Raw genomic sequence first — 24,869 nt, forward strand, 5'->3', positions numbered from 1 at the left:
TCCCTCAATTGACCGCCGGCCGGAGGCCACCATGGACCTGATCGAAGCACCCGCCCAGTCCCGCGACGGGACCATCCTGGAACTCCGCGATTTCTCGCGCCGGCTGGTGCGCGAACTGGGCTTCATGCGCGCCACGCTGGCCGATAGTGACCTGGCGCCTTCGGCCGTGCACGCGGTGCTGGAGATTGGCATGACGCCCGGCATCAGTGCCAAGGACCTGGGCCAGGTCTTGCGGCTGGACAAATCGAACACCAGCCGGCAGGTGGCGCGGCTGGAAGCCGCCGGGTTCCTGCATCGTCGAATCTCCAGCGAGGATGCGCGTGCCACGGAGCTGTTCCTGACGCCGAAAGGGAAAAAGCTGCGGGAGAAAATTGACCAGTTCGCGACCGACCAGGTATCCAATGCGTTGCGCCGCATGCTCCCGTCCGACCAGCAGGCGCTGCTGCGGTCCCTGGCGCTCTATGCCGACGCGCTGGCGCAGGACAACGCCGCCAGGGCCGCCGCAGGCACGCCCGACAGCCTGCCCATCGTCGAAGGCTACCGGCCCGGGTGCATCGGCGATATCGCGAGCCTGCACGGGCGCTTCTATGCCGAGCATTGGGGATTTGGCGCGTTCTTCGAAAAGCGGGTGGCCACCGAACTGGCCGAGTTTGCCGCCACGCTGCCGGCACCGGGCAAGGCGCTGTGGCTGTACCACGACGACGGCCGCACGCTGGCGTCTCTGGCCATCGACGGCGACCCGGCGCTGGGGACGGCCCATCTGCGCTGGTTTATCGTCGACGACGCGCTGCGCGGTTCAGGCGTGGGCCGGCAACTGATGGCCAACGCGATGCAGTTCGTGGACGCGCACGCGTTTGACGAGACCTGGCTCTGGACCTTCAAGGGCCTCGATTCGGCCCGGCATCTCTATGAGTCGTTCGGCTTTGTACTGACCAGCGAGGCGGCCGGCACCCAATGGGGCAGCGAGGTGACCGAGCAACGCTTCAGCCGTCGCAAGCCTTGATCGACGTCGCGCCCTGCCCTACACCAGCCCGATATCGCTTGGCCGGCTACCCGGAAAGACCTGCGCCAGGCGGCCGTCGTCCAGCCCGTACAGCCTTCGGAACAGGCCGCCCAGCACCGACCGGTAGTCGTTGAGCACCGGATAGTCGCGGTTCTGGTTCAAGGTTGACGGGGCAATCGCGACCTGTTCACCCACCATGCGCCCGCCCCGCACGTTGCCGCCGGCCACCCAGTAGACCGTGCCGTGCCCGTGGTCGGTGCCGCGCGTGCCGTTCTCGCGGAAGGTGCGGCCGAATTCGGAGATGGCCACCACGGTGGTGTTGCGCCACGCCGGCCCCATTTCCTCCGAGAATCCGGCGATGCCGCGGCCCAGGTTGTCCAGCAGGTTGGCCAGCTGCCCTTGCGCGCCGCCCTGGTTGACGTGCGTGTCCCAGCCGCCCACGTCGATAAAGCCGAGATTGAATTTATCGCGCATCAGCCCGGCCATGCGGCGCGCTTCCTGCTCGAAACCGCGTGCCGTCAGCGCACGCCGGTTGGCGGCCTGCATTTCCTGCATGCGCCCGGACATGGTGTCGCCCGCCGCGCCCGCGCTGGCCGCGCGCATGGCCGCCTCGTGCTTGCGCATCGCCTCGGCCTGTTCGGCCACGGTCTGGCGCAGATCGAAACCTTCCGCAATCAGCGACTCGAAGCGCGTGCCCTTGTACATCTGCGCCAGTGTTTGCGTCTGGCGGGCATCGAACGGAGCGCGGCCGGTGCCCTTGAGCGACACATTGGGCACGTTGGCCGCGCCGGACAGCACCATCGGCAGGCCATCGGTGAAGGCCACCGGCGCCGCCTGCCCGCCCATGGCCTGCGTCAGCCGGTTCAGGAAGCCGCTGCCTTTGGGTGTGCCTGCGCCATGGCCGTCGCCGGCCAGCCCCGCCTCGATACCGTCCTGCGTTTCGAAGTGACTGCGCGACATGTCGCTGGTGCCCGCGAACGGCACGAACGCCAACTGCTGGCGCTGCCACACCGGCAACATCGTGGCGCCCAGCGCGGGATGCAGGGCCCAGCCATCGACACCCAGCGACAGCGCGGCGGCCGGGTCGGGCGCGGCGCCCTGGGCCACCGGCGGCCAGATGGCGATATTGGGTCGCGACGCGTAGTAGAAATCGCTGCCGGACGGCACCAGCACGTTGGCCGCATCGTAGCCGCCGCGCAGGAATACCAGCAAAAAGCGCGCATCGGCCTGGGCCGGTAGCGCGAACACGCGCGATGTCACGGTCGGCAGCGTCAGCGCAAGCCCCGCGCCGCCCATCGTCCTGAGCCAGTGGCGTCGATTCATGGTTGCCCCTATCGTTGGATGACCGGTGCCCTACCGCTGCATCCATTCCGGCGAACTGAGCAGCACGGCGTTCCATTCCTGCTGCGACCCCGCCTGGGCAAGCGCCTGGCGCGTGGCCGTACCCAGCGTGCCCTCGATGGTGTCGTAGAACACGCGGTTGTTCGGCATCGGGAATCCGCGTTGCGCGGCGGGCTGACCGCTCTCGTCGGAGAACAGCCCGGCCGGCCCGCTGCCGATCGTGCGTGCGATCTCGAAACGCTTGACCAGTTGCCCCGAACTGGCCCATGCGCTCTCGGTCAGCGGATAGCCGTCGGGTGCCACATGGCCATACAGCGGCTCGCCAAGCTGGTTCAGCCAGTTGATCATCGGACGCAGGTTCGACACCGGCCGGCCATCGTAGGCCAGCCGCATCGACGACACCACGAAGACCATCGGGTCCTTGAACTTGCGCGCGCCCTCGGCAGCCGACTGGTCGAACCAGTGCGACAGGAACATCGTGCGCAGCACCGCGCCGATATCGCCGTCGGTGCGCGTGAACGTGGCGGCCATCTGCGTCACCAGCTGCGGCGGCGGGTTGTCCGACACGAAGTACGTGGCCAGCCTGGCCGACACGAAGCGCGCCGTGGCCGGGTCGCGCGCCAGGATCGACACGGCCTGCTCCACCTCGGCAAACCCGCGCGGCGCGATGGTCTGGCCCAGCAGCGTCTTGGCGCCGAAGTCGTGGCGGTTCGGATTGAACTCGAACAGGCCGTCGCTGCGGTACATGGCCGCGCGTTCGGCCGACAGCCGCGGCGGCTCGCCGCGCGCGTTGATGCCCAGCCCGGTCAGCACGCGCGCCAGTTCCTGCACGTCCTGCTGGGTATAGCGCGACCCGCTCGGGCCGCCGGCCACACCCAGGGTATGCAGTTCCATCAGCTCGCGCGCGTAGTTCTCGTTGATGCGATTGGCCGCGCTCTGGGCGTTGTCCAGGTATTCGAGCATGGCCGGCGACGTGACCGTAGCCATCAGCAGGTCGCGGAACTTGCCCAGCGCATGCGGCCGGATCGCGCGTGCCTCGAAATCGGCCAGCGCGTAGCGCACCTGTCCTTTCTCGGCGTAGACGTTGAAATGATTCAGCCAGAACCACGTCATCTGCTCGCGCAGTTGCGACGGGGAATAGAGCGCGCGCAGCAGGTGGCGGCGGCCGGTATCGATCACGAGCTCCCGCCCCTGGCGGTTCAGCGCCTCGCGGGCCTGCTGCTTTTCGGTCTCGTCGGTCAGCGCCTGGATACGCTGCCGCTCGGCGCGCACGGCCTGCGTCCGCTGCACAGCATCGCCCTGGCTGAGCGGCAATGCGGCAATGGCCTGGGCCAACTGGGGCGGATCGGCCAGCGGCATCCGGATCTGCTCGTCGAGATAGCGCTGCCGCCCGATCGCTTGCAGGCGCTGCACGCTGGCCTGGTCGGCACCAAAGCTGACCGTGTTGAGCCAGCGCAGGTCAGCCGCCGACAGCTTGCCATGGTGCGTTGCATCATCGGACGCCGTTGACGCACAGGCGGCCAGCGCCGCCGATAGCGCCAGCCATGCCAGCAAGGCCGGCCAACCGGGTATGCGCCATTGCCGCAGCCTGCTGATCCGTGGGGGTTCCATAGGCGCCCGTTCCTTTGTCCTGTGCGCACATCGCGTGCCGGAATGCCGGTTTGACGTCCGGCGCGCCGGTTGGTTGACCGGGCCGCCCTCGCAGTCTGTTACGAAAATTTTCCCGCCCCGGTCCACGGCACATTCCAAGTCGGTTTTGCATACAATTTACGGATACAATGAACGGCCCGATCGGCCCGGGCGCACGATTCCGGGCCAGCGCAACCCGCATCAATACGGAGGACAGACATGACCGCACACGCCGCCACTTCGCAGCACATTCCCGCCCTGGCACCGCTGGAGCAGTACCTGGAAGCCCATCGCACCGGCAAGGCCGAGCACATCTTCGAGGCGTTCCACGCCGACGCCCGCATCATTTCGTTCCGCGACGGCGCGCTGCATTCGCTGACGGTGGACGAGTTCTCGAAGCGTTTCCAGGGCCAGCCGCAGCCCGACGAGGCCCAGCGCCGCCGCCATATCGCCAGCTTCGACGTGGTCGGCAACGCCGCCACGGCCAAGATCGTGCTGGACTATCCCGAGGTGACGTTCACCGACTACATGAACCTGCTGCAGATCGACGGCGTGTGGAAGATCGCCAACAAGACGTTCAGCGCCGCGCCCAAGACCAGGTAAGGCCGCCCCGGCCAGATCGGACCGGACCCCTCCCCTGTCATCGTCCCGTCACAGAGCCCCGTGACAATGCGCGTCGATGACAGGCGCGGGAGCCTGCGCAGCCCACTTTGCGGCAGCGCAGCGCAAATATTCCTTGACGCCTGATTTTCCGGCACTTCAATGAAAACGTTTTCATCCTGAAGTGCGCCATCCGATGAGGAATGCATGCCAACATCCCGCCGCGCCGTCCTGCCGCCCCGCCTGGCTTCCGCCGAACCTGGCCAGGGGGTCACGCTGGCCGACGTGGCGCTGGCCGCCAAGGTGTCGCTGGCCACTGCGTCACGCGTCTTCAGCCATCCGCAGCTGGTGCGCGAAGCCACCGCCCAGCGCGTGCACGAGGCCGCGCGCCGGCTGTCGTTCCGCCCCAACCTGCTGGGCGCCAAGCTGCGCGCGCAACGCACCCGTATCGTCGGCGTCATGCTGCCCACGCTGGACAATGCCGTGTTTGCCGAATGCTGGCGCGGAATTGAAGAATCGGCCATGGAGGCAGGCTACTCCCTGATGCTGGTCACCAGCAACTACGATCCGGCCCGCGAACGTGCGCGCATCGAATATCTGTTGCGTCACCGCGTCGATGGCATGGTGCTGACCGTGGCCGACGCCTGCGACAGCACCGTGCTGGACCAGCTCGACCGCGAATCGGTGCCCTACGTGCTGGCTTACAACCAGGTGTCGGGCGACGGCATGCAGCGTGGCCGGCATTCGGTGTCGGTGGACAACCAGACCAGCGCCTGCGAGGGCGTCAACGCGCTGATCGCGGCCGGCCATCGGCGCATCGCGGTGATTTCGGGGGCCTTCACCGCGTCCGACCGCGCCCGCCAACGCTTTGCCGGCTATGCCGATGCCATGCGCGCCCACGGCCTGCCGGTACGCGACCCGGTCAACCTGCCGTCCCACACGGCCAGCAACGCGCCCCAGATCCAGGCGCTGATGGCCCAGCCCGACGCGCCTACCGCGTTTTTCTGCACCAACGACCTGCTCGCCATCGGCGTGATCTCCGATCTCAAGCGGCTGGGGCTGCGCGTGCCGCGCGATGTCTCGGTCCTGGGCTACGACGGTATCGCCCTTGGCGCGCTGGTGGAGCCGCCGCTGGCCACCGTTGTCCAGCCCAATGCCGACATTGGCACGCAGGCCATCACGCAATTGCTGCACCGGCTCGATGTGGGCTCGGCGGGCGCCGACGGCAACGCCATGCTGCTGCCGCATGCATTACGTATCGAGGGCACCGTCAGCGCGCCCGCAGTTCCTGCCTGATCCAACCACCGACTGACTGACCGACCGACCGACCTAACCAGGGAGCCTTACATGTCGACGCAATCCTTCTGGCGCCGTCCGCTGCGCTGGCTGGCCACCGCCGCCGCTGTCGCCACCACCTTTGCCGCCTTCAGCCAGGGCGCCGCCGCGCAGACCGCCATCTGCTACAACTGCCCGCCCGAATGGGCCGACTGGGCCGCGCAGATCCGCGCGATCAAGGAAAAGACCGGCGTCACCGTGCCGTTCGACAACAAGAACTCGGGCCAGTCGCTGGCGCAGCTGGTGGCCGAAAAGGCCGCCCCGGTGGCCGACGTGACCTACCTGGGCGTGACCTTCGGCATCCAGGCCAAGGCCGACGGCGTGACCCAGCCGTACAAGCCGGCCCACTGGAACGACATCCCCGACGGCCTGAAAGACCCGCAAGGCCACTGGTTCGCCATCCACTCGGGCACGCTGGGCTTCATGGTCAACGTCGACGCGCTACGCGGCAAGCCCGTGCCGCAGTCGTGGGCCGACCTGCTCAAGCCCGAATACAAGGGCCTGGTGGGCTACCTCGATCCGGCCAGCGCCTTTGTGGGCTATGTGGGCGCAGTGGCCGTGAACCAGGCCATGGGCGGCTCGCTGGACAACTTCGGCCCGGCCTTCAAGTACTTCCGCGACCTGCAGAAGAACCAGCCCATCGTGCCGAAGCAGACCGCCTATGCGCGCGTGCTGTCCGGCGAGATCCCCATCCTGCTGGACTACGACTTCAACGCCTACCGCGCCAAGTACAAGGATCGCGCCAACGTGGCCTTCGTGATTCCGAAGGAAGGCACGCTGGTGGTGCCTTACGTGATGAGCCTGGTCAACAACGCGCCGCACGCCGCCGAAGGCCGCAAGGTGCTGGACTTCGTGCTGTCCGACCAGGGCCAGGCGCTGTGGGCCAACGCCTACCTGCGTCCGGTGCGCAATGTGCCGATGCCGGCCGAAGTGCAGTCGCGCTTCCTGCCCGCCGCCGACTATGCCCGGGCCAAGCCGGTGGACTTCGGCAAGATGGCCCAGTCGCAGAAGGCCTTCAGCGACCAGTACCTGAAGGAAGTGCGCTAAACCACCGGCCCGCACCCGCACCATGACCCAGCGATCACCCGCCCTCTTCCTGTTCGCGCTGCCCGCGCTGCTCGTGTTCCTGGCGTTCTTCTGCCTGCCGATGGCGCGGCTGATCGAAGTCAGCCTGACCGGCCGCGACGGCGCGGGAGTCTACTGGACCGTGCTGACCAGCGCCCGCTATCTGCACAGCCTGATGGTCACGGTGGTGCTGTCCGCGCTGGTCACGCTGGCCACGCTGGCAATCGCCGGCATCGCGGGCACCTTCCTGCAGCGCCACCCGGTGCCGGGCAAGCCGGTGCTGGTGGCGATGCTGACCTTTCCGCTGGCGTTCCCGGGCGTGGTGATCGGCTTCATGGTCATCATGCTCGGGGGCCGCAACGGACTGCTGGCCAGCATCGGCGATGTGCTGGCGGGCGAGCGATGGACGTTTGCCTACGGGCTGGCCGGCCTGTTCGTCGGCTATCTCTATTTCTCGATTCCACGCGTGATCCTGACCGTGATGGCCGCCGTGGAAAAGCTCGACCCATCGCTGGAGGAAGCGGCGCGCTCGCTGGGCGCCAGCCCGTGGCGCGTGGTGCGCGACGTGATGCTGCCCGCGCTGATGCCGGCCATGCTGTCCAGCGGCGCCATCTGCTTTGCCACCAGCATGGGCGCGTTCGGCACGGCCTTCACGCTGGCCACGCAACTCGACGTGCTGCCGCTGACGATCTACAACGAGTTCACCAACTACGCCAACTTCGGCATGGCCGCCGCGCTGTCGATCCTGCTTGGCGTGGTCACATGGGCCCTGCTGGCGCTGGCGCGCTGGTACTCCGGCGACACCGTCGCCGCCACCGCCTGAGGATTGCCGCATGCGCACCGCCCAACCCCGCCGCGCCGGCTACTGGCTGCAACTGACGCTGACCCTGCTGGTCTGCGCCTTCATGACCGTGCCCGTGGTGCTGTCCGTGCTGGCCGGCCTGACCAACAACATCTTCGTGGGCCTGTCGAGCGGGCTCACTACGCGCTGGCTCGAAGAAGTCTGGTCGCTCTATCGCAACACCATCTTCCTGTCGCTGGGCATCGCACTGGCCTGCCTGGCCTGCACGCTGGTGATCGGCGTGCCCGCGGCGTACTACATGGCCCTGCGGCGCAACCGCGTGACGCGCCTGATCGAGGAACTGCTGATGCTGCCCGTGGCGCTGCCCGGGCTGGCCACGGCGCTGGGCCTGATCCTGCTCTACGGCAGCTGGCAAGGCCTGCGCACGAGCTGGGTGTTCATCCTGATCGGCCATGTGGTGTTCACACTGCCGTTCATGGTACGGGCGGTGCTGGCCATCCTGGCGGCCATCGATATCCGCACGCTGGAAGATGCCGCCGCCAGCCTGGGCGCCACGCGCCTGCAGCGATTCTTCACCGTGGTGCTGCCGAACTGCCGCCAGGGCATCCTGGCCGGCGCGCTGATGGTGGTGACGCTGTCCGTGGGCGAGTTCAACCTGACCTGGATGCTGCACACCCCCACCACGCAGACGCTGCCGGTGGGCCTGGCCGACAGCTACGCGTCGATGCGGCTCGAAATCGGGTCGGCCTACACCATCGTGTTCTTCGTCATGATCATTCCGATGCTGGTGTTCATGCAGGCCGCCAGCGCACTGGGGGCCCGCGCACGGCGCCACGCGCCGGTTGCCGAACCTGCCCAGGACGCGCCCGTGGGCCTGCCACAGACCGTTCCCACCCCCAACGCCTCCACCGTTCCAGGAAGCCGCCATGCATGAGCCCACTCCCATCCGCCTGCGCCAGTGCGCCAAGACGTTCGCAGACGGCACACTGGCGCTGCAGCCGCTGGACCTGGATATCGGCGCCGGTGAAACCGTGGTGCTGCTGGGGCCGTCGGGCTGCGGCAAGACCACCACGCTGCGCATCATCGCCGGCCTGGAGCAGCCCGATGCCGGCGGCGAGGTCTGGTTTGGCGACACGCGCGTGACCGACCAGCCCATCGAGCAGCGCGGGGTGGGCATGGTGTTCCAGAACTACGCGCTGTTTCCGAACATGAGCGTGTCCGAGAACATCGCCTATGGTCTGCGCGTACGGCGCGTGGACAGCGCCGCGCGCCGCCGCCGCGTGGACGAGATGCTGGCGATGATGCACCTGGAGCCGTTTGCCGACCGCCGCATCGACCAGCTGTCCGGCGGCCAGCGCCAGCGTGTGGCGCTTGCGCGCGCCATCGCCGTGCAGCCGCGCGTGCTGCTGCTGGACGAGCCGCTGACCGCGCTCGATGCCAAGCTGCGCGATGCGCTGCGCGCCGATATCAACCAGCTGCTGCGCAGCCTGCATATCACCGCCGTGTACGTCACGCACGACCAGGCCGAGGCCATGGCGCTGGGCGACCGCATCATCGTGATGGACAAGGGCCGCATTGCCCAGGCCGGCACGCCGCAGAACATCTACCGCGCCCCGGCCAACGCGTTCGTGGCCGACTTCATCGGCACCATGAACCACCTGCCGGGCACGGCCGAGGCAGGCCGCTGGCGCGTGCCCGGCGGCACCGTGCCGATGGGGCCGCCCGACGATGCGCCGACGACGGCGACCGCGCGCCTGATGTTCCGGCCCGAGGACGTGGCGCTGGTGCACGCCGACGATGCCCATGTGGAAGGCACGGTCGTCACGGCGCTGTTCCTGGGCAACCACACCCGCCTGCTGGTGGATGTGGGCGCCACCGCGCCGCTGATCGTCGATACCGCCCGCCGCGATGCCTGGGCGGCCGGCACGCGCGTGGGCCTGCGCATCGATACCCAACACCTGATCACGCTTTGCCAAGCCGTATGACCCTCGCAAACCCGGCGCCCTACCTCGTGGCGCAACTGACCGATCTGCACATCAAGGCCGGCGGCAAGCTGTCCTACCGCATGGTGGACACTGCCGGCGCGCTGCACGCGGCCATCGACACGCTGCTGGCGGCCCCGCAACTGCCCGATCTGGTGGTGGTCACCGGCGACCTGGTGGACTTCGGCGATGTCCACGAGTACCGCTTCCTGCGCGACATCCTGCAGCGCCTGCCGATGCCCGTGAAGCTGCTGCCCGGCAACCACGACCACCGCACGTCGCTGCGCAGCGTGTTTGCCGATCACGACTACCTGTTCGCCAGCGGCGACGGCGAGGCGCCGGTGCACTACGCCATCGATGCCGGCCCGCTGCGGCTGGTGGGCTTCGACTGCACCGTGCCCGGCAAGCCGGGAGGCCGTGCCGAGCCCGACGGGCTGGCCTGGCTCGATGCCACGCTGTCCGCCGCGCCGCAGCAGCCCACGCTGGTCATGCTGCACCATCCGCCGTTCCATACCGGCATCGGCCACATGGACGTGCAGGGGCTGGACAACGCGGCGGCCCTGGAAGCGGTCATCGCCCGGCATCCGCAGGTGGAACGCGTGATCTGCGGCCATCTGCACCGGCAGATCACGCGCCGCTTTGGCGGGACCATCGCCATGACCGCGCCCGGCCCTGCGCACCAGGTGGCGCTGGACCTGGACCCCCAAGCGCCGTCGTGCTTCCGCATGGAGCCGCCGGGCTACCTGCTGCACTGGTGGCATCCGCAACACGGCCTGGTCACGCATCTGGCGGCCATTGGCGACCACGGGGCGCGGCACCCGTTCTTCGACGCGGACGGCAAGCTGATCGACTGAGGGCAGCGGCACACGCCCGGTGCGCGTGCTGCTTCCATTGGCATACCATTGTCGGTTTCTTTTGATTTATGGACCGACGTTCCGCAAGGCGGAACTCCGCGACACCCCGACATGGACCTGCTTCTGCTCAGCAACTCGACCTCGGACGAGGGCTACCTCGTTCACGCTGCCCCAGCCATCGCCGAACTGGCCGATGGCCGTACCGACGCCCTGTTCGTGCCTTACGCGGGCGTGACGCGCGACTGGGACAACTACGCCGCCCAGGTACGCGAGGCCTTCGCGCGGGTCGGCATCGCGGTACGGTCGCTGCACGAGCAGGCCGATACGCTGGCTGCGGTCAACGCCGCCACGTTGATCGTGGTGGGCGGCGGCAATACCTTCCGCCTGCTGCAGGTGCTGCGCCAGCAAGGCCTTCTGGCGCCGATGGCCGCCCGCGTGCGCAGCGGCGCCGCGCGCTATATCGGCTGGAGCGCCGGGTCCAACCTGGCCACGCCGACCATTCGCACGACCAACGACATGCCGGTGGTGGACCCGGGCGGCTTCGATGCGCTCGGGCTGGTGCCGTTCCAGATCAACCCGCACTACTACAACCTGGAAATCGAAGGCTTCCGGGGCGAGACACGCGACCAGCGGCTGTCCGAATTCACCACGCTGTCGCCGGATACCCCGGTGCTGGGCCTGCCCGAAGGCGACTGGGTGCGTGTGTCGGGCGATCGCCACGTGCTGCATGGTCCACATGCGGCGCGCTGGTTCCTCGATGCCACGACCTGGGACGTGACGGCCGGGCCACTGTCGATCCCGGTCTGACGCCGGCGGCGGGGCCCGGATGCGGACAAAAAAATACCCGCAGCCGGGAGGAGCGGGTATCAGAAGTGGTATGGACAAGTCGCGGAATTCGTCCACGGCAACATGCTGGCATCGCGCCACTACGCTGCCAATAATCTTTCCGGACTAGAGGCCGGTATTCATGGCATGGCTGGCGCCGGCGTCCCCCCGGCGCGCCCCCAATGCTGGCGATGGACAACGCGCGTCGAATCCAGTCCAATCGATCCCCATGTCGCCCCCTGCACTTTGTGCGTGTTTCCATGTCGCGTGCCCGACTCCTGCTGATCGATGACCACACCCTGTTTCGTACGGGGCTCAAGCTGCTGCTCGCCGACAGCCCCAGCGTGGCGTCGATCATCGAGGCCGGGTCGGTCATGGAGGCCGTGCAGGCCCACGCCAGCCAGCCCGTGGACATCCTGCTGCTGGATATCCAGATGCCGGGCCTGAACGGCATCGAAGGCATCAAGGTGCTGCGCCGGCACTTTGCCGCGGCGCGCATCCTGATCGTCTCGGGCACGTCGCATATCGACGCCATCCCCGCCGAATCGCGGCGCGAGATCGCCGGCTTCCTGCCGAAGTCTGCCGATGCGGTGGACATCGAACGCGCCATCGCCAGTTGCCTGTCGGGCGGCACGCATTTCCCGGCCGATGGCAGCGGTTATGGCTCGGGCGCGGACCGCCCCGCCGCCGGCGATGGCCCGGCCTACGAACCGAGCCAGCTCACGCCGCGCCAGCTGGAGGTGCTGACACAATTGAGCCTGGGGCGATCGAACAAGGTCATCGCCTACCACCTGGGGCTGTCCGAAAACACCGTGCGCGTGCACGTGGCGGCCATCCTGGACCACCTTGGCGTGGTCAGCCGCGTGGAGGCCATCCTCGAAGCGCAGCGCCGCGGGCTGGTGCAGGCGCATCGCTGACCGCCATCTCAACCCGCCCCGCCCGCCGCGCGACCATGGCGTTGCCCTTCCTTCCGCACTACGACGAGCCCCGGCTGCTGTCCGCGCAGATGGAGCTGATCGACCAGAGCTTCGGCATGGCCATGCTGGGCTGTGCGCTGGCGGCGATCATCCTGGGCGCCGGGCTGTCGCTGACCGATGGCCACCCCGGCGCGCTGCCGTGGGCAGCGGCGATGGCGGTCGTCTGCGCCGCCGCCCACTTTGGCCGGTTGGCCATGCGCGACCGGCTGACCGAGGCGCGCTCCGGCCTGTATGCGCGCAGCATGACCGCGATGCTGGTGCTGATCGGCAGCCTGTGGGGGCTGGCGGGCTGGCTCTATCTCGATATCCGCTCGCCCGCCGTGGTGATCTGCGTGCTGTCGCTGATTGCCGGCATGAGCGCGGCGGCGCTGGCCGTGTTCTCGGCTTGCCTGCCTGTGGCGGTGGGCTTTTTCATCCCGGCCATCGTGCCGGTCTGGGCGGCCTTCATCGTCACGCACGATATCGCCTACCTGCCGATGTTCCTGGCCACCCCGCTGTACCTGTTCGTGCTGATCGTATTCGCGCGCAACTACTCGCGCATGGCGCGGCATTCGCTCACGCTGCGCTTCGAGAACGTCGAGCTGATCTCGCAGTTGCGCGACCAGACCGCGCGCGCCGGCCAGGCCCAGCGCGAGGCCGAGCAGGCCAACCGGGCCAAATCGGTGTTCCTGGCGTCGGCCAGCCATGACCTGCGCCAGCCGCTGCATGCGCTGGGACTGTTCCTGGTGTCGCTGGGCCGCACGCCGCTGGACGCGCGGCAGCGCCAGCTGCTTGATCATATCGAGGCATCGTCCGGCGCGGCGCGCGAAATGCTGAACACGCTGCTCGATTTCTCCAAGCTCGATGCCGGCGTGGTCACGCCGCGGCCCCGGCCCTTCCGGCTGCAGCCGCTGCTGCACAAGCTCGAAAACGAGTTCGCCCCGCAGGCCAACGCGCGCGGACTGGTCTATCGCACGCGCGATACCACGGCCACTGCCTTTGGCGATCCCACGCTGACCGAACTGATCCTGCGCAACCTGATCGCCAACGCCATCCGCTATACGCGCACGGGCGGCGTGCTGGTGGCCTGTCGCAAGCGGCGCTTCCATATGTCGATCGAAGTCTGGGACACCGGCATCGGCATTCCGGCCACCCAGCATCGGGCGATCTTCCGCGAGTTCCATCAACTGGGGAATCCCGAGCGCGACCAGCGCAAGGGGCTGGGCCTGGGGCTGGCCATCGTGGACGGCCTGGCGCGGACGATGCACACCTCGGTGACGCTGGCATCGGTACCGGACCGGGGCTCGGTGTTCCGCCTGCGCCTGCCGCTGGCCTGGACGGCGCCCGAGGAATCGGTCCTGCCCGGTGCGGCCACGCGGCTGGATGGGCTGCGCGTGCTGGTGATCGACGACGATCCGGCCATCCGCGAAGCCATGTCCGGCCTGCTCACGGTCTGGAACTGCCCGAACCGCGCCGCCGAAACCGAAGAAGAGGCGCTGGCCTTGCTTTCGGAATTCGCGCCGGACCTGATCCTGGCCGACTATCGCCTGCGCGGCCACCGCACGGGACTGGAGGCGATTGCCGCCATCCGGGAGCGCACGGGCCGCGACCTGCCCGCCATCGTCATCACGGGCGACACTGCCGCCGATCGCCTGCGCAACGTCCACGCCGGCGGCACCGCCCTGCTTCACAAACCCGTGGTGCCCGGCGAACTGCACGCCGCCATCGGCGCCCTGCTCCACGACGCTGGCTGAAAGCGCCGGGCTGCTCCGCTGCCGTCGGGCACTGCCACACCTGATGGCATGGCGTCGGACGATAAGGACATCCGTCATTCATGCATTAATCGTATGAATGAATCATTCCTATTAATTGGACTTAGGTCTGACGCCCGCCCACACTCCAGAAACAAAGCGGGCTGATTGTTGTGATGCTTCGGCCACCGCGCCCGTCATTCCAGAACCACGACACAAGCGAGGAGCCTGTTATGACCGCCTCACGTCCCGACCTGCCCCGGCATGACCTGCTGATCGACGGCAAGCGCCTGCCGCCCGGCACGGGCGAGTATTCCACCGACATCAATCCGGCCACTGAAGCGCCCATTGCGCTGGTGGCGCAAGGCAGCGCCGCCGACGTGGATACCGCGGTCAAGGCCGCCCGCACGGCATTGAAAGGCTGGGCGGGCATGCGCGCGGCAGACCGCGCGCGCATCCTGAACCGCTTTGCCGACCTGCTCGAAGCCCATGCCGAGGAACTGGTGACGCTGGAAAGCCAGGACGCCGGCAAGCCGCTGGCCTCCGTACGCCGGCAGGACATGCCCGCCGTGATCGACACGGTGCGCTACTACGCGGGCTGGTGCGACAAGATCCACGGCAGTGTGATCCCGGCCCGCCCTGACGCGCTCACCTATACGGTGCGCGAACCCGTGGGCGTGGTAGCAGCCATCGTGCCGTGGAATTTCCCGCTGATGATCGGCATGTGGAAGATCGCCCCGGCGCTGGCCTGCGGCTGCACGCTGATCGTGAAGCCCGCCGAGATCACGCCGCTGACCGCGCTGCGGGTGGCCGAACTGGCCCTCGAAGCGGGCGTGCCGCCCGGCGTGTTCAACGTGGTCACCGGCAAGGGCAGCGTGGTGGGCAACGCCATGGTGGCGCACCCGGGCATCGACAAGGTGACCTTTACCGGATCGCCCGGCGTGGGCCGCGGCATCATGCAGGGCGCGGCGGCCAACTTCAAGCGCGTGACGCTGGAACTGGGCGGCAAGTCGGCCAACGTGATCTTCGCCGATGCCAACCTGGATGCCGCCACGCGCGCAGCCGCCTCGGGCATCTTCTTCAACGCGGGGCAGGTGTGCTCGGCCGGTTCGCGCATCCTGGCGCAGCGCCAGGTGTATGACGAAGTGGTGGAGCGGCTGTCGGCGCGCGCCCGGGCCATCCGCGTGGGCGACCCGTCCGCCCCCGACACCACCATGGGGCCGCTGGTATCGGCCGCGCAGATGAAGACCGTGCTCGACTACGTCGACATCGGCAGGCAGGAAGGCGCCAGCGCGGTAACGGGCGGTGTGCGCGTGGGCGAGCGCGGCTTCTTTGTCGAGCCCACCGTGTTTGCCAACGTGGCGCACGAGATGCGCATTTCGCAGGAGGAAATCTTCGGCCCGGTGGCCAGCGTGATCCCCTTCGACGATGAGGAAGATGCCGTGCGCATTGCCAACGGCACCGCGTTCAGCCTGGCCGCCGGCGTGTGGAGCGCGGACATCCAGCGCGTGCACAAGGTGGCCGGCGAACTGCGTGCCGGGACGGTCTGGATCAACACCTATGGGTACACCGACGTGCGCCTGCCGTGGGGCGGCGCGGGAGACTCCGGCCTGGGTCGCGAGCATGGCGACGCCGCCATCGAGAACTTCACGGAACCGAAGGCGATCTGGTTGTCGCTGCGCTAGGCGTCAACGGGCATGGCCGCCACGGCGGCCGGCGCAACAGCGCAGCCCCGCCAAGGCCTGGCGGGGTTTTCATTTGCGCGGCGGCGATCAGCCGATCATGCGCATCGGCAGCAGCGCATACACGAGCGTCAATGCGCCCACGATGGCTGGCGACACGTATTTCAGCGCAAGGCTCTGCGACTGCACGCCCAGATAGGCGTACATGCAGACAAGGATCATGGCGCAGGCAAAAACGAGCCCGTCATAGACTTGCATGGTTGGTGTCTCCCAGAGTTCGTTCTTCGACTACTTCTGTGATGACGGGCGTGCTTTCGGGGCGCCCGGGTACTGCCCACTGCAATCTATTTGCGCCGATGGTCGCGCCATCGATGGGGCGCGGCAATCATGGTAATCCCTTCGTTATTGGCGTTTGAACGATGCTGCAGCGCGGGATTGCGGACGATATCGATACCGCCTTGCGCGGCTGCGGAAGTCAAGGAGGAAAGTCCCGATGCCCGGACCCTGGCGCGGGATGCCGATCCCGGTGAGACAATGCTGCGCGGCATGGCAGGCCAGCCGTGTTGCCGCAGTGCCATGACCGCCAATACAAACAAGGGAGACCACCATGCCTCGACTTGCCGTGCTTGCCGCCGTCCCGGCCGCTTTCGTTGCCACTTTTGCCGCCGGGTTCCTGACGGCTCACGTGGACTTGCCGCTGGCCCATGCGCAGACGCCGCCGTCCGCGCTGACGCCGCAGATCATCAAGAACCTGGCTGCGATGAGCAACGACGACATCGGCCCGCAGGTGCCCAACATGGGCACGCTACGCAGCAAGGGGCTGGTGAACACGCCGAGCGGCACGATTGCCGTGCAGTCGGGCAATGTGCCCAAGCACTATCACACCAGCGCCGACGAGATCCAGTATGTGATTGCGGGCACCGGCACCTTCTGGCTTGGCAACGAACAGCACCAGGTGGGGCCCGGCGACCTCATCATCATTCCGAAAGGTGCGGCGCACGCAGGCTCGATCGCGACCAGCGGCGAGTTCCGGTCGCTGGCCATCAAGCTGCCACCGCAGGCCCCGAACGATACCCACCTGCTGCCCTGACAGCGGATCAGGGCCGGGCCCGGATCAACGGCGGGCCTCTCCCTGCCCTGCGGCGGCTTCGCCGGGCAGCAGCAGCACCACCAGCGCGGTACAGGCGGCGATGCAGGCCATCGCCAGAAACAGCGAGGCAAAGCTCGACGCCTTGACCACCGGGCCCAGCAGCCACACTGCCAGCGAGCTGATGCCGAACGACACGGCCAGCCGCATGCCGGCGACACGCGATCGCACGCTGTCATCGACGTAGCGCACGATCATCGCGTCGGTAAACGGGATGCTGCCGAAGATGCACACCATGGCGCCGAGCAGCGCCACGAACAGCCACCATCCTTGCGCATGGGCGGCAAGGACCAGCCAGGGGATCTGCGCCAGCACCAGGCACAGGTACAGCCGCTTGAGCGGCACCATGTCGATCAGCTTGCCGACGATCACCTGCGTGAACGACGCCAGCGCATAGATCACGGCCAGCAGCAGGCCGATCATGACCGGATCGTCGATCCGCCCGTCGAACCGCTCGGTCAGGAACTGGGTGTTGCCATTGGTGGTGAAGTTGAACAGCAGGCTGCCGGTCACGGCGGCCGCCGTCATCACGACCAGCGCCCGGGCCAGCAGCCGGGGCGGCAAGACCACCTGCGGTGGCTTGCGGCTGCGGCCCGGTGCCGGCCCTTGCGGCGCACAGAGCCACGCAAAGGCAAATCCGCAGACGATGGCGATGACGCCGGGCACGGCAAACGCCGCCCGCCAGCCCCAGGCCTGGACCAGAAACCCCGTGAGCAACGCGGCGCCGGCCACGCCAAGGTTGCCGGCGAGGCCGTTGAGCCCGATGGCCGAACCCGGCCGGCTCGCGCGCTGCACGAGCATCGGAATGCCCACCGGGTGATAGATCGACGCAAACAGGCCAATCAGGGCCAGCCCGCCTGCCAGTTGCCATGGGCCCTGTGCCAGCGCGGTCAGCAGCGCCGCCACGCCCAGCCCGAAGAAGAACACCAGCATCATCTGGCGGCGCCCCCACATGTCGCCCAGGCGGCCCGAAGGCACCGAGCCGAGACCAAACAGGAAGAACGCGCCCACGCCGTAAGGCATCAGGTCTTCCCAGCGGGCGAATCCGAATTCCGACGCGATGGTGCCCACCGCCGTGGCAAAGATCAGCAGGAACAGGTGGTCCAGCGCGTGGCCGACATTGAGCAGCAGGACCACATGCAGCGGGTGGTTATCGGTGGCCGCCTGGGCGGCCTGTGGGGCCTCGGTCGCGTTTTCAGCCGTCTGCGCCGGCGAAAGCTCGGTGTTCATTGGGTGTCTCCCCCGGGTTCGTTTTTGGTCTTCTGAACACCATAGTCTGCCGGATGCCGACGCCGCCGGCTTTCGCGTTTCCTGCGCCGAACCTCGCGAAAGGGACACCTCGGGGACACCTCTCCCCGCGCCGCGCGGCGCTTACCGCTGCCCGAAACGCGCGCTGCGGAACAGGTGCTCCAGGCCGCGCGGCTGCGAGCGCCAGTACTGCTTCGGCGCATCGACCTGCGCGCCAAGCTTTGCCGCCGCGTGCCACGGCCAGCGCGGGTCATACAGCATGGCGCGCGCAATCGAGATCATGTCGGCCTCGTTGTTGGCGATGATCGCCTCGGCCTGCTCCGGTTCGGTGATCAGGCCCACGGCCAGCGTCGGCAGGCCCACTTCGGCCTTCACGCGCTGGGCATAGGGCACCTGGTAGCCCGGCCCCAACTTGATGGCCTGCTGCGGCGACACGCCGCCGGTGCTCACATGCACGGCCGCGCAGCCGCGCGCCTTGAGCGCCTGCGACAACGCAATCGTGCCGTCGATATCCCAGCCGTTCGGCACCCAGTCGGTGGCCGACACCCGCATCCACACCGGATGCTCGGCCGGGAACGCCTCGCGCACGGCATCGAAGACCTCCAGCGGAAAGCGCATGCGGTTCTCCAGGCTGCCGCCGTACTCGTCGGTGCGGTGGTTGGCGATCGGCGACAGGAACTGGTGCAGCAGGTAGCCATGCGCACCGTGTACCTCGATACCCTGCACGCCGATCCGTGCCGCACGTTTTGCCGCGGCCGCGAAGTCGTCGCGGATCTTCTGCATGCCGGCGCGGTCGAGCGCCGTGGGCGGCACCTCGTCCGCCGCATGGGGAACGGCCGATGGCGCCACGGTCTGCCAGCCGGTCGGGGCATCGGGACGAATCTGCGCGCCGCCTTCCCACGGGGCCTGGCTCGACGCCTTGCGGCCCGCGTGGCCCAGCTGCACCGCCACGGCAATCGGCGAATAGCGGCGCACCGCATCGAGCACGCGGCCCAGCGCCGCTTCGTTGGCATCGCTGTAGAGACCCAGGTCGGCCGGCGAGATGCGGCCTTCCGGCGACACCGCCGTGGCCTCCACGATCATCAGGCCCGCACCGGACAGCGCCAGGCTGCCCAGGTGGATCATGTGCCAGTCGGTGGCCGAGCCCTCTTCCGCCGAGTACTGGCACATGGGCGCAATGGCGATGCGGTTGGCGAGCGCAAGATTGCCGATCTGATACGGATCGAAGAGATGAGGCATGGGGAGTTTCCTTGGAATCCAGGGGGCTCCCTGCGCGGGAGCGGGCAACGTCCCGGGGGATTGTAGACGCCGCCCGCAAACCTTGCTGACCCCGCTTCCATCGTGGATTTTCCCGCCTTGTCAGCCCGGGTTCACGAGGCCTCGACGATGTCGTCGAGCTTCCACTGCTTGTCGAACCACGGCTGCAGCGGGCCGTAGAGCCGGAAGATCGTGAACCAGCTCTTGCCCGGAATGGTCTGGATCCAGTTGGCCTGCTTGCCGGCTGGCGGCTGCGGACCGAAGTACAGGTCGGCGGAGCCGTCGGCATTCTTGACCAGCGACTTCTCGCTGGACAGGCTCGGGAACTGCTGGTCCGTCTGCAGCATCGAGCGGGTCTGCGTGTCGTACACCACCACCGACCAGAAGTCCTTGACCGGCACGTTGGGCGGCACGTGCAGGCGATAGGTCTTGGCCCCATCCAGCGGGTTGCCGGCGGCGTCGAGATTGGATGCCGCGTACTGCGAGCCGATGCCGGGCATCGCCACGGCCATCGCCGGCGTGTCTATCGTGGCGGCGTAGAAGAACAGCGTGCGCGCGTCGAAGTTGCGGGCGCCGTTGTCCAGCCATTCATAGCTGCCGCCGATGAACGGCGTGGTCCAGCGGCGGTCCGGGAAGATCAGCGTACGCGGGTCGCGATTGCGGAAGTCGATGGCACGGGCCGTAGCATTGCCCACCGCCACGCTGTCGGTCAGGATCTGCTTCATGCGTGCATCGGGCGCGAACGGCTTGCCCTTCTGCATGCCGATGGCCGTGAAGATGCCGGTCATGTCGGGGCCGTACGCGCCGGCCGGCTCTTCCTGGATGATCTGGTTGACCTCTTCATAGAACCGGAAGTTGTTGGCATGCACGGTGTTCATGACCTTGCCCGACAGGTTGATGAACTTCGTCTCCGGCGGGCGTGCCGCGTCAGCCAGCCGGTAGACCCTGAGCCCGGCCTTCAGGCCGGCCACGCCGGGACGCGGGTCGCCATGCTGCATGAACGCCCGGCCGAACAGCAGGTTGCCGTACCGGACTTTTGACGATGTAGTAGCCGCTGGCCGGCAGCTGTCCCGTGTAGCCGGGCGGCACGAACAGGTACTTGCCGCCCTTGCCCTTGTCCGGCCCCGCGTTGCCCATGTCCGTGACATAGCGGAACCAGAAATCGTCAACCACGCCGAGGATGTTCGGCGGGGTTTCCACCACCACCGGGCCGTCCTTGAGATCCATCCAGTTCCAGAAATAGATGGTCTCGCTGTTCGGCGTCAGGTAGATCGACTTCGAATCCATCAGCTGCTCGTACACGCCCACAGTGCTGTCCACCGCGCCCACGCTGCGCAAGCCCGTGCGGATGGCCACCATCGACGCCCCGGGCACGCCATTCAGGAACGCCTCGACCCCGCGCGCGAAATCGATGTTGTCAAAGACCTTCTGGGCCGTCGCGGCCGTCGGCACGCCGTCGAAAAACTCCAGCCTGCCGATGCGGGTATCGACCGACGCCGGCGTGGTGATCTCCGGCGGGATCGGCGTGGTCATCTTGTAGGAAGACGGTGCCTGCGACGCACACCCGGCAAGCCCGGCGGCAAGCAGCGCCAGGCTGCCCAGCCTGATGGCAACGGAATTCGGCATGAAAACGGCTCCTCGAGGATTCGGACACGCGCCGAACATAGCGCAGCCGCCTCAAGCCGTCGATTCAAAGTCTTCGCAGCCGATCTAAAAGATTTCGATGCCAACCAGCCTGTTCAGAACTTCGGAATCCGCAGCGTCTTGCTGATCATCAGGGAGCCGCTCAGCACGAACAGCAGCGACATCGGGTGGAACGTGCCCGGGCCGATGGCCATCGCGCCCGCTGGCAGGGCATCGCCGATCAGCCCGTGCGACGCGCACCAGGCCAGGATGCCGGTAAGTACCACGCTGGTGGGAATGGGCGTGCCTTCGAAGTACTTGACCTTGCCCAGGGCCGAGCCTTCGGCCAGGGTCTCGGCCGTGACGTTGAAGCGGGCCAGGCGGCTGACGCCGCAGCAGACGAAGTAGATCAGCGCGGCCAGGTCCCAGCCGCCGCGCATGCCGGCGGCGAAAGCCAGGGTGGCCGGGCCGACGCCGAACGAGATGATGTCTGACAGGGAATCCAGCTCACGGCCCAGCGCGGAATTGGCGTGGCGCCAGCGGGCGATGCGGCCGTCCAGCACATCGAAGATGAACGCGGCCGGCGCCAGCGCCGCCGCGATATAGAAATGCCTGAGCGACGGCTCGGCAACGAAATACATCGCGTAGAACACCGAGCCCATGCCGCATGCCGCATTGGCCAGCGTGAAGAAATCCGCCAGCTGCAGGTCGCGCAGCATCGAGAAATGCCGGGGGCGCTGCTGAGGGGTCGACATGCGGCGGGCTCCTTTGGCGCATCGGCGCCTGCGTCACGTGCGTGGGCGGTCAGTTGCGATCGGGGCCGCTCAGAGCACCGTGTTGACGTGATGGACGGCCGGCGGCGCGGCAAAGCAGTCGCTGACCAGCGTGCGCCATTGCTGGAATTCTTCGGACTCGCGGAAATGGACCATATGGTCTTCCACGGTCTCCCAGGCCACCACCAGCGCGTACTGCGACGGCTGTTCGATCGACCGCTGCAGATTCAGGCCATGGCAGCCCTTGGACCGCAGGAACAGCGGCTTGGCCTTGGCCACGTTGGCCTCGAACTGTGCTTCCATGCCGGGCTTGATCGTGATCTGTGCAATTTCGTGAATCATGATGGGTCTCTAGGGCGGTTGATATCGGTGGCTGTCTGACAGCACCGCGTGGCAGGGCAGCCGCACGCCACGCGCGCGGCATCGCGTCTACCTTAGCAGATTTGGGCTGCCCGGCTTACTTGACCGTGTGGCGTGCCAGGCTTTGCAACAGGTAGACCACCACCAGCGCGTTGGCCACCGCCAGCCCCACATGGATCCACGTGGGATGCCGCACGGCCTCGTACAGCTCCACCGGAATGTAGATCCCGCCCGACCAGACGCCAAGCCAGTTACCCCAGGCACGCCCAAACCACAGTCCGTAGGCCTCAGCGAAGCGCATCAGCGCGTACACCGCGGCCGATCCGCCGATGGCCCACAGCCGGCCGTCGCTGGGATGCGACAGCAGGGCCAGGAAGACCTTCGGATAGTGGCTGGCGGGATTCAGGTGGAAGCGGCCGACAATGGCTTCGGCCAGCGCCTGGGCGTCAGCGTGCAGCAACGCCACCAGGCCCAGCCCGGCCAGGATCACCAGGGCGCCCTTGGCGGCTTCGAACAGGGCAATGCTCTTGAGGCCAATTCCTTGGCTGACGTGCGCCATGACGGGGTCGGGAAAATCAGCGAAGTCGCCATTGTGCAACATCAACGTCCCTGGCGCTCCACCATCGGCCCATTGGCGTCGATGCCGCCGCCCGCCTCCAGCGGCCCGTTGACCGTCAGCGGACCGTCGACATAGAGATCGCCGTGCACCACCATCGATCCCTGCACGGTCAACGGCCCATGAAAGACCTTGAGTAGCGACCGCTCCATCGGCGGCGGATACCCGTGGCCGGGCGTGGCGAACCACGCAGCGGTCAGCGGGCCGTTGGCGTAGACATGGCCGTCCACGCTCAGGGTGCCGTTCACCGTGGCCGGCCCTTTCACCCGTGCCGAACCGCCCACGGCGATAGAGCCGGTGACGGACTGCGCGCCACAGACAACAGGCAGCACGGTGCCGAGCAGGACAACCGCGACGGCCATCCGGCGAAGGATTCGCATATCGGCCCCTCCCTAAAACAGAACTGGCGCGATCTTTCCAGTGTAGTGACCTGGAAACATCGCGCCAGCCATGTTTGTGACCGATTGTGTTTACCACCCTCCCCCGCTTGCGAGAGGGGGTGGCCACCACGGCGGCAGGCGAACCTGCCTCAGTTCTTCGCCACCGCCTCCGGCAACGGCCCCCAGCCGCCGCCCAGACTGCGCACCAGCGCCACCGTCGCCGCCGCACGCAGGCCGGCCACCGCGTTGGCATCGCGCTGCGACTGCAGCACGGTGCGGTCCGCGTCGATCACCGTCAGGTAATCGACGGCGCCCGCGTCGTAGCGGCTGCGCGAAATGCGCTGGGCACGCCTGGCGCCAGCCAGTGCGCCGTCGAGCGCCGTGGCCTGCTGGCTGAGCCAGCGCACATCGGCCAGGCTGTCTTCGACCTCGCGGAAGGCCACCAGCACGGTCTGCTGGTAGCGCGCCACACTTTCCTCGTGGGCAGCACGGGCGCCGGCCAGGTTCGAGCTGTTGCGGCCACCGTCAAAGATGGTTTGCGCCACCGTCGTGCCCACCAGCGGCCCGAGCATCCATGTCCGCGACGACCACTTGAACAGGTTCGACAGGTCCGAAGACTCGAAGCCGAACAGCGCCGTCAGCGAGATGCGCGGGAAGAACGCGGCCTTTGCAATGCCGATCCGCGCATTGGCGGCCGCCATCTGGCGCTCGGCCGCGGCGATGTCGGGCCGGCGCTCAAGCAGTTCCGACGGCAGCCCCGCCGGCACTGCCACCGGCGCGGTGTCGAACGGCCTGGCGGCCAGCCCGAACTGCGACGGGGCCACGCCGGTCAGCACCGCCAGCGCATGTTCCTGGTTGGCACGGCGACGCTCGATGCTGGCCAGGTCGGCACGCGCCGTGCCCAGTTCCGATTCGGCGCGGGCCGGGTCCAGGTCGGTCGTCTCGCCCGCCTCGTAACGCTTGCGCAGCAGCGACAGCGAATCCTCGCGCAACTTGATCGTCGCGTTCAGCAGTTCACGGTCGCTGTCGAGCGTACGCAGGGCGAAGTAAGCCTGCGCCACATCGGCCTGCAGCGCGAGCTGGACCGATCGGTACAGGTCCTCGGCGCCCTTTTCTTCGGCGCGGGCAGCGTTCACGCTGCTGGCCACGCGACCGAACAGGTCGAGCTCGTAGTTGGCGAACAGCCGCGCCTTGTACACGGTCTGCGGCGACACGCGGGTGCCATCGGGCAGGCCCTGCGACGCGGCCGACGGCTGCGTACGCGTCGGGTCGAAGCCCGCGCTCAGCTGCGGATACATGTCCGCCTCGGTGGCGCCCGTGAACGCCCGCGCCTGCTTCAGGCGGGCTGCGGCTGCGGCCAGGTCCTGGTTATGCGCGTTGGCGGCGTCGATCAGCCGGTCCAGTTCGGCGTCGCCGAACACGCGCCACCAGTCGCCGCGCTGCTGGCCTTCGGCCGGCGTGGCGGTCTTCCACTGCGCGCCTTCGGTGGCGGCTGCATCGGCCTCCTTGAAGGTGGCGGCGGTGGGCGTCTCGGGCACCTTGTAGGTCGGTGCCAGCGAGCAGCCCGCCAGCACCAGCGCGGCGGCCAGGGCACCAAGCCTGGGCAGGTACTGCTTCATCACGATGTTGTTCATGTCTTT

The 24,869-nt window shown here is 67.7% G+C and carries 25 protein-coding genes; 13 read left to right on the plus strand and 12 right to left on the minus strand.

Features of this window, described 5'->3' with window-relative positions:
• The first annotated feature begins 31 nt into the window (after positions 1 to 31).
• Positions 32 to 1,003: a bifunctional helix-turn-helix transcriptional regulator/GNAT family N-acetyltransferase gene (locus D9X30_RS19770; protein WP_153948822.1), complete on the plus strand. Its 972-nt coding sequence runs from the start codon at positions 32 to 34 to the stop codon at positions 1,001 to 1,003.
• 18 nt (positions 1,004 to 1,021) lie between these two features.
• Here D9X30_RS19770 and D9X30_RS19775 read toward each other — a convergent pair whose 3' ends face one another.
• Both D9X30_RS19775 and D9X30_RS19780 read right to left on the minus strand, forming a co-directional pair.
• Positions 1,022 to 2,326 carry a DUF1501 domain-containing protein gene (locus D9X30_RS19775; RefSeq protein WP_153948821.1) on the minus strand — a complete coding sequence of 435 codons (1,305 nt, stop codon included), beginning with the start codon at positions 2,324 to 2,326 and terminating at the stop codon, positions 1,022 to 1,024.
• Positions 2,327 to 2,356: 30 nt separating this feature from the next.
• Positions 2,357 to 3,955, minus strand: a complete 1,599-nt coding sequence (locus D9X30_RS19780; protein ID WP_153948820.1) for a DUF1800 domain-containing protein — start codon at positions 3,953 to 3,955, stop codon at positions 2,357 to 2,359.
• A gap of 237 nt (positions 3,956 to 4,192) precedes the next feature.
• Between D9X30_RS19780 and D9X30_RS19785 the strand changes: the two genes are divergently transcribed.
• From D9X30_RS19785 to D9X30_RS19835, 11 genes are all read left to right on the plus strand, one after another.
• Positions 4,193 to 4,576 (plus strand): nuclear transport factor 2 family protein, encoded by a 384-nt coding sequence (locus D9X30_RS19785; protein ID WP_153948819.1) that lies wholly within the window; start codon positions 4,193 to 4,195, stop codon positions 4,574 to 4,576.
• 204 nt (positions 4,577 to 4,780) lie between these two features.
• The gene (locus D9X30_RS19790) at positions 4,781 to 5,869 is read left to right on the plus strand and encodes a substrate-binding domain-containing protein (RefSeq protein ID WP_153948818.1); all 1,089 of its coding nucleotides are present in this window, start codon (positions 4,781 to 4,783) and stop codon (positions 5,867 to 5,869) included.
• A 51-nt stretch (positions 5,870 to 5,920) separates the two neighbouring features.
• Entirely contained in the window at positions 5,921 to 6,955 is a 1,035-nt protein-coding gene (locus tag D9X30_RS19795) for an ABC transporter substrate-binding protein (RefSeq protein ID WP_153948817.1), read from the plus strand.
• Positions 6,956 to 6,977: 22 nt separating this feature from the next.
• On the plus strand, positions 6,978 to 7,796 hold the full coding sequence (locus tag D9X30_RS19800; protein WP_153948816.1) for an ABC transporter permease: 819 nt from the start codon (positions 6,978 to 6,980) through the stop codon (positions 7,794 to 7,796).
• Positions 7,797 to 7,806: 10 nt separating this feature from the next.
• A complete protein-coding gene (locus tag D9X30_RS19805; protein ID WP_153948815.1) occupies positions 7,807 to 8,709 on the plus strand; it encodes an ABC transporter permease in 903 nt (300 codons plus the stop codon).
• On the plus strand, positions 8,702 to 9,760 hold the full coding sequence (locus tag D9X30_RS19810; protein ID WP_153948814.1) for an ABC transporter ATP-binding protein: 1,059 nt from the start codon (positions 8,702 to 8,704) through the stop codon (positions 9,758 to 9,760). Before D9X30_RS19805 ends, D9X30_RS19810 begins: the two co-directional genes overlap by 8 nt.
• The gene (locus tag D9X30_RS19815) at positions 9,757 to 10,611 is read left to right on the plus strand and encodes a phosphodiesterase (RefSeq protein WP_153948813.1); all 855 of its coding nucleotides are present in this window, start codon (positions 9,757 to 9,759) and stop codon (positions 10,609 to 10,611) included. The genes D9X30_RS19810 and D9X30_RS19815 overlap by 4 nt, the downstream gene beginning before the upstream one ends.
• Positions 10,612 to 10,722: 111 nt before the next feature.
• Positions 10,723 to 11,418 (plus strand): dipeptidase PepE, encoded by a 696-nt coding sequence (gene pepE, locus D9X30_RS19820; protein ID WP_153948812.1) that lies wholly within the window; start codon positions 10,723 to 10,725, stop codon positions 11,416 to 11,418.
• A 278-nt stretch (positions 11,419 to 11,696) separates the two neighbouring features.
• Positions 11,697 to 12,353 carry a response regulator gene (locus D9X30_RS19825; RefSeq protein ID WP_153948811.1) on the plus strand — a complete coding sequence of 219 codons (657 nt, stop codon included), beginning with the start codon at positions 11,697 to 11,699 and terminating at the stop codon, positions 12,351 to 12,353.
• Positions 12,354 to 12,388: 35 nt separating this feature from the next.
• The gene (locus D9X30_RS19830) at positions 12,389 to 14,146 is read left to right on the plus strand and encodes an ATP-binding response regulator (protein WP_153948810.1); all 1,758 of its coding nucleotides are present in this window, start codon (positions 12,389 to 12,391) and stop codon (positions 14,144 to 14,146) included.
• A gap of 230 nt (positions 14,147 to 14,376) precedes the next feature.
• On the plus strand, positions 14,377 to 15,828 hold the full coding sequence (locus tag D9X30_RS19835) for an aldehyde dehydrogenase family protein (RefSeq protein ID WP_153948809.1): 1,452 nt from the start codon (positions 14,377 to 14,379) through the stop codon (positions 15,826 to 15,828).
• An 87-nt stretch (positions 15,829 to 15,915) separates the two neighbouring features.
• Here D9X30_RS19835 and D9X30_RS19840 read toward each other — a convergent pair whose 3' ends face one another.
• Positions 15,916 to 16,083 (minus strand): hypothetical protein, encoded by a 168-nt coding sequence (locus D9X30_RS19840; protein ID WP_194946553.1) that lies wholly within the window; start codon positions 16,081 to 16,083, stop codon positions 15,916 to 15,918.
• 349 nt (positions 16,084 to 16,432) lie between these two features.
• Here D9X30_RS19840 and D9X30_RS19845 point away from each other — a divergent pair, with 349 nt between their 5' ends.
• A complete protein-coding gene (locus D9X30_RS19845) occupies positions 16,433 to 16,915 on the plus strand; it encodes a cupin domain-containing protein (protein ID WP_153948808.1) in 483 nt (160 codons plus the stop codon).
• A 24-nt stretch (positions 16,916 to 16,939) separates the two neighbouring features.
• Here D9X30_RS19845 and D9X30_RS19850 read toward each other — a convergent pair whose 3' ends face one another.
• The 9 genes from D9X30_RS19850 to D9X30_RS19890 form a co-directional block, all read right to left on the minus strand.
• Positions 16,940 to 18,202 (minus strand): MFS transporter, encoded by a 1,263-nt coding sequence (locus D9X30_RS19850; RefSeq protein ID WP_153948807.1) that lies wholly within the window; start codon positions 18,200 to 18,202, stop codon positions 16,940 to 16,942.
• A gap of 141 nt (positions 18,203 to 18,343) precedes the next feature.
• Positions 18,344 to 19,459, minus strand: a complete 1,116-nt coding sequence (locus tag D9X30_RS19855; RefSeq protein WP_153948806.1) for an NADH:flavin oxidoreductase/NADH oxidase — start codon at positions 19,457 to 19,459, stop codon at positions 18,344 to 18,346.
• Positions 19,460 to 19,590: 131 nt separating this feature from the next.
• Positions 19,591 to 20,475, minus strand: a complete 885-nt coding sequence (locus D9X30_RS19860; protein ID WP_228770986.1) for a DUF1214 domain-containing protein — start codon at positions 20,473 to 20,475, stop codon at positions 19,591 to 19,593.
• Positions 20,405 to 21,103, minus strand: coding sequence for a DUF1254 domain-containing protein (locus tag D9X30_RS19865; protein WP_228770985.1), 699 nt, complete (start codon positions 21,101 to 21,103; stop codon positions 20,405 to 20,407). The genes D9X30_RS19860 and D9X30_RS19865 overlap by 71 nt, the downstream gene beginning before the upstream one ends.
• Positions 21,104 to 21,216: 113 nt before the next feature.
• Positions 21,217 to 21,855 carry a CDP-alcohol phosphatidyltransferase family protein gene (locus D9X30_RS19870; RefSeq protein WP_153948805.1) on the minus strand — a complete coding sequence of 213 codons (639 nt, stop codon included), beginning with the start codon at positions 21,853 to 21,855 and terminating at the stop codon, positions 21,217 to 21,219.
• Between the two features lie 69 nt (positions 21,856 to 21,924).
• Complete coding sequence (locus tag D9X30_RS19875) at positions 21,925 to 22,215, minus strand: antibiotic biosynthesis monooxygenase family protein (protein ID WP_153948804.1); 291 nt, start codon at positions 22,213 to 22,215, stop codon at positions 21,925 to 21,927.
• Between the two features lie 115 nt (positions 22,216 to 22,330).
• Positions 22,331 to 22,792, minus strand: coding sequence for a DUF2127 domain-containing protein (locus D9X30_RS19880; RefSeq protein ID WP_153948803.1), 462 nt, complete (start codon positions 22,790 to 22,792; stop codon positions 22,331 to 22,333).
• 41 nt (positions 22,793 to 22,833) lie between these two features.
• Complete coding sequence (locus tag D9X30_RS19885; RefSeq protein ID WP_153948802.1) at positions 22,834 to 23,229, minus strand: hypothetical protein; 396 nt, start codon at positions 23,227 to 23,229, stop codon at positions 22,834 to 22,836.
• 149 nt (positions 23,230 to 23,378) lie between these two features.
• On the minus strand, positions 23,379 to 24,863 hold the full coding sequence (locus D9X30_RS19890; protein ID WP_153948801.1) for an efflux transporter outer membrane subunit: 1,485 nt from the start codon (positions 24,861 to 24,863) through the stop codon (positions 23,379 to 23,381).
• Between the last annotated feature and the right edge of the window lie 6 nt (positions 24,864 to 24,869).

The organism is Cupriavidus sp. U2 (genome assembly GCF_009663685.2).
In the GTDB taxonomy this organism is placed as follows: domain Bacteria; phylum Pseudomonadota; class Gammaproteobacteria; order Burkholderiales; family Burkholderiaceae; genus Cupriavidus; species Cupriavidus necator_C.

Excerpts from the sequence above, each read along its gene's own strand:
- D9X30_RS19810 (WP_153948814.1), top strand. The coding sequence starts at position 8,702 with ATGCATGAGCCCACTCCCATCCGCCTGCGCCAGTGCGCCAAGACGTTC.
- D9X30_RS19870 (WP_153948805.1), bottom strand. The coding sequence starts at position 21,855 with ATGTCGACCCCTCAGCAGCGCCCCCGGCATTTCTCGATGCTGCGCGAC.
- D9X30_RS19845 (WP_153948808.1), top strand. The coding sequence starts at position 16,433 with ATGCCTCGACTTGCCGTGCTTGCCGCCGTCCCGGCCGCTTTCGTTGCC.
- D9X30_RS19805 (WP_153948815.1), top strand. The coding sequence starts at position 7,807 with ATGCGCACCGCCCAACCCCGCCGCGCCGGCTACTGGCTGCAACTGACG.
- D9X30_RS19890 (WP_153948801.1), bottom strand. The coding sequence starts at position 24,863 with ATGAACAACATCGTGATGAAGCAGTACCTGCCCAGGCTTGGTGCCCTG.
- D9X30_RS19785 (WP_153948819.1), top strand. The coding sequence starts at position 4,193 with ATGACCGCACACGCCGCCACTTCGCAGCACATTCCCGCCCTGGCACCG.
- D9X30_RS19815 (WP_153948813.1), top strand. The coding sequence starts at position 9,757 with ATGACCCTCGCAAACCCGGCGCCCTACCTCGTGGCGCAACTGACCGAT.
- D9X30_RS19830 (WP_153948810.1), top strand. The coding sequence starts at position 12,389 with ATGGCGTTGCCCTTCCTTCCGCACTACGACGAGCCCCGGCTGCTGTCC.
- D9X30_RS19790 (WP_153948818.1), top strand. The coding sequence starts at position 4,781 with ATGCCAACATCCCGCCGCGCCGTCCTGCCGCCCCGCCTGGCTTCCGCC.
- D9X30_RS19855 (WP_153948806.1), bottom strand. The coding sequence starts at position 19,459 with ATGCCTCATCTCTTCGATCCGTATCAGATCGGCAATCTTGCGCTCGCC.
- D9X30_RS19775 (WP_153948821.1), bottom strand. The coding sequence starts at position 2,326 with ATGAATCGACGCCACTGGCTCAGGACGATGGGCGGCGCGGGGCTTGCG.
- D9X30_RS19835 (WP_153948809.1), top strand. The coding sequence starts at position 14,377 with ATGACCGCCTCACGTCCCGACCTGCCCCGGCATGACCTGCTGATCGAC.
- D9X30_RS19850 (WP_153948807.1), bottom strand. The coding sequence starts at position 18,202 with ATGAACACCGAGCTTTCGCCGGCGCAGACGGCTGAAAACGCGACCGAG.
- D9X30_RS19860 (WP_228770986.1), bottom strand. The coding sequence starts at position 20,475 with ATGCAGCATGGCGACCCGCGTCCCGGCGTGGCCGGCCTGAAGGCCGGG.
- D9X30_RS19880 (WP_153948803.1), bottom strand. The coding sequence starts at position 22,792 with ATGGCGCACGTCAGCCAAGGAATTGGCCTCAAGAGCATTGCCCTGTTC.
- D9X30_RS19825 (WP_153948811.1), top strand. The coding sequence starts at position 11,697 with ATGTCGCGTGCCCGACTCCTGCTGATCGATGACCACACCCTGTTTCGT.
- D9X30_RS19875 (WP_153948804.1), bottom strand. The coding sequence starts at position 22,215 with ATGATTCACGAAATTGCACAGATCACGATCAAGCCCGGCATGGAAGCA.
- D9X30_RS19780 (WP_153948820.1), bottom strand. The coding sequence starts at position 3,955 with ATGGAACCCCCACGGATCAGCAGGCTGCGGCAATGGCGCATACCCGGT.
- D9X30_RS19840 (WP_194946553.1), bottom strand. The coding sequence starts at position 16,083 with ATGCAAGTCTATGACGGGCTCGTTTTTGCCTGCGCCATGATCCTTGTC.
- D9X30_RS19885 (WP_153948802.1), bottom strand. The coding sequence starts at position 23,229 with ATGCGAATCCTTCGCCGGATGGCCGTCGCGGTTGTCCTGCTCGGCACC.
- D9X30_RS19865 (WP_228770985.1), bottom strand. The coding sequence starts at position 21,103 with ATGCCGAATTCCGTTGCCATCAGGCTGGGCAGCCTGGCGCTGCTTGCC.
- D9X30_RS19795 (WP_153948817.1), top strand. The coding sequence starts at position 5,921 with ATGTCGACGCAATCCTTCTGGCGCCGTCCGCTGCGCTGGCTGGCCACC.
- D9X30_RS19800 (WP_153948816.1), top strand. The coding sequence starts at position 6,978 with ATGACCCAGCGATCACCCGCCCTCTTCCTGTTCGCGCTGCCCGCGCTG.
- D9X30_RS19770 (WP_153948822.1), top strand. The coding sequence starts at position 32 with ATGGACCTGATCGAAGCACCCGCCCAGTCCCGCGACGGGACCATCCTG.
- pepE (WP_153948812.1), top strand. The coding sequence starts at position 10,723 with ATGGACCTGCTTCTGCTCAGCAACTCGACCTCGGACGAGGGCTACCTC.